This window comes from Cupriavidus sp. UGS-1, assembly GCF_021213615.1.
Lineage (GTDB): Bacteria > Pseudomonadota > Gammaproteobacteria > Burkholderiales > Burkholderiaceae > Cupriavidus.
Genome location: NZ_JAJQJF010000035.1, coordinates 2,501 through 5,454, shown reverse-complemented (window position 1 = coordinate 5,454; position 2,954 = coordinate 2,501). Strand labels below are relative to the sequence as shown.

2 rRNA genes (1 of these 2 cut by a window edge) are annotated in these 2,954 nt (G+C 54.1%); both read right to left on the bottom strand.

The annotated features are described in order from the left end of the window. Positions 1-8: 8 nt before the first annotated feature. Positions 9-122 (bottom strand): 5S ribosomal RNA (gene rrf / locus LRR16_RS24350). 126 nt (positions 123-248) lie between these two features. Continuing rightward, positions 249-2,954 (bottom strand): 23S ribosomal RNA (locus LRR16_RS24345) (it continues 175 nt past the right edge of the window).

Below are 2,954 nucleotides of genomic sequence, written 5' to 3'. Positions count from 1 at the left end.
AATGGAGAGCCTGGCGATGACCTACTTTCACACGGGTAGTCCGCACTATCATCGGCGCGAAGTCGTTTCACGGTCCTGTTCGGGATGGGAAGGGGTGGTTCCGACTTGCTATGGTCACCAGGCATAAAGGGTTGCCGGACTGGCTTGGGGCCAATCTGGCGTATTGGGATGTAGCGTGTGGGTTGTGCTGTATGGCACGTATGCGGATACCAGCGGCGCGTATCGAACGCGCTAAACGCACTGGTTATAGGATCAAGCCTTACGGGCAATTAGTACTGGTTAGCTTAACGCATTACTGCGCTTCCACACCCAGCCTATCAACGTCCTGGTCTTGAACGACCCTTCAAGGAGCTCGAGGCTCCAGGGAATCCTCATCTTCAGGCGAGTTTCCCGCTTAGATGCTTTCAGCGGTTATCTCTTCCGTACATAGCTACCCTGCGATGCCTCTGGCGAGACAACAGGTACACCAGCGGTACGTCCACTCCGGTCCTCTCGTACTAGGAGCAGCCCCCGTCAAGATTCCAACGCCCACGGCAGATAGGGACCAAACTGTCTCACGACGTTTTAAACCCAGCTCACGTACCTCTTTAAATGGCGAACAGCCATACCCTTGGGACCGGCTACAGCCCCAGGATGAGATGAGCCGACATCGAGGTGCCAAACACCGCCGTCGATATGAACTCTTGGGCGGTATCAGCCTGTTATCCCCAGAGTACCTTTTATCCGTTGAGCGATGGCCCTTCCATTCAGAACCACCGGATCACTATGTCCTGCTTTCGCACCTGCTCGACTTGTCGGTCTCGCAGTTAAGCACGCTTTTGCCATTGCACTTTAGGTACGATGTCCGACCGTACCAAGCGTACCTTCGAACTCCTCCGTTACACTTTGGGAGGAGACCGCCCCAGTCAAACTGCCTACCATGCACTGTCCCCGACCCGGATTCACGGGCCTAGGTTAGAACCTCAAACAAACCAGGGTGGTATTTCAAGGACGGCTCCACGAGAACTGGCGTCCTCGCTTCAAAGCCTCCCACCTATCCTACACAGATCGGTTCAAAGTCCAATGCAAAGCTGCAGTAAAGGTTCATGGGGTCTTTCCGTCTAGCCGCGGGGAGATTGCATCATCACAAACACTTCAACTTCGCTGAGTCTCGGGAGGAGACAGTGTGGCCATCGTTACGCCATTCGTGCAGGTCGGAACTTACCCGACAAGGAATTTCGCTACCTTAGGACCGTTATAGTTACGGCCGCCGTTTACCGGGACTTCAATCAAGAGCTTGCACCCCATCATTTAATCTTCCGGCACCGGGCAGGCGTCACACCCTATACGTCCACTTTCGTGTTTGCAGAGTGCTGTGTTTTTATTAAACAGTCGCAGCCACCATTTTATTGCAACCCCTTCACCCTTCTGGCGCAGGCCAGTCAAGCTACCAGGGCGTACCTTATCCCGAAGTTACGGTACCAATTTGCCGAGTTCCTTCTCCCGAGTTCTCTCAAGCGCCTTAGAATACTCATCTCGCCCACCTGTGTCGGTTTGCGGTACGGTCTCGTATGACTGAAGCTTAGAGGCTTTTCTTGGGACCCCTTCCGATTGCTTCGCAGCACTAGGCCGCTCGCCCCACATCCTTGAATCCTGCGCCCGGATTTGCCAAAGCGCCTTCTCCAATGCAGGGACCGGGACTTCCAACACCCGGACAACCTTCCGCGATCCGTCCCCCCATCGCATCATACGACGGTGCAGGAATATTAACCTGCTTCCCATCAGCTACGCATCTCTGCCTCGCCTTAGGGGCCGACTCACCCTACGCCGATGAACGTTGCGTAGGAAACCTTGGGCTTACGGCGAGGGGGCCTTTCACCCCCTTTATCGCTACTCATGTCAGCATTCGCACTTCCGATACCTCCAGCATCCTTTACAAGACACCTTCACAGGCTTACGGAACGCTCTCCTACCACGCGCACAAGGCGCGTCCGCAGCTTCGGTGACTGGCTTAGCCCCGTTACATCTTCCGCGCAGGACGACTCGATCAGTGAGCTATTACGCTTTCTTTAAAGGGTGGCTGCTTCTAAGCCAACCTCCTGACTGTTTTAGCCTTCCCACTTCGTTTCCCACTTAGCCAATCTTGGGGACCTTAGCTGGCGGTCTGGGTTGTTTCCCTCTTGACACCGGACGTTAGCACCCGATGTCTGTCTCCCGTGATTGCACTCTTCGGTATTCGGAGTTTGCTATGGCGGGGTAATCAGCAATAGACCCCCCAACCATGACAGTGCTCTACCCCCGAAGGTGAGACACGAGGCACTACCTAAATAGTTTTCGGAGAGAACCAGCTATTTCCAGACTTGTTTAGCCTTTCACCCCTATCCACAGCTCATCCCCTAACTTTTCAACGTTAGTGGGTTCGGTCCTCCAGTACGTGTTACCGCACCTTCAACCTGGCCATGGATAGATCGTCTGGTTTCGGGTCTACACCCAGCGACTCAATCGCCCTGTTCGGACTCGCTTTCGCTACGCCTTCCCTAACCGGTTAAGCTTGCCACTGAATGTAAGTCGCTGACCCATTATACAAAAGGTACGCCGTCACCCGTTGCCAGGCTCCGACTGTTTGTATGCATGCGGTTTCAGGATCTATTTCACTCCCCTCCCGGGGTTCTTTTCGCCTTTCCCTCACGGTACTGGTTCACTATCGGTCGATCACGAGTATTTAGCCTTGGAGGATGGTCCCCCCATCTTCAGACAGGATTTCACGTGTCCCGCCCTACTTGTCGTACCCCTAGTTCCACAACGCGGTTTTCGCATACAGGGCTATCACCTGCTATGGCCGGGCTTTCCATCCCGTTTTGCTAACCACACTGCTAAAAGGTACAAGGCTCATCCCATTTCGTTCGCCACTACTTTGGGAATCTCGGTTGATTTCTGTTCCTGCAGCTACTTAGATGTTTCAGTTCGCCGCGTTC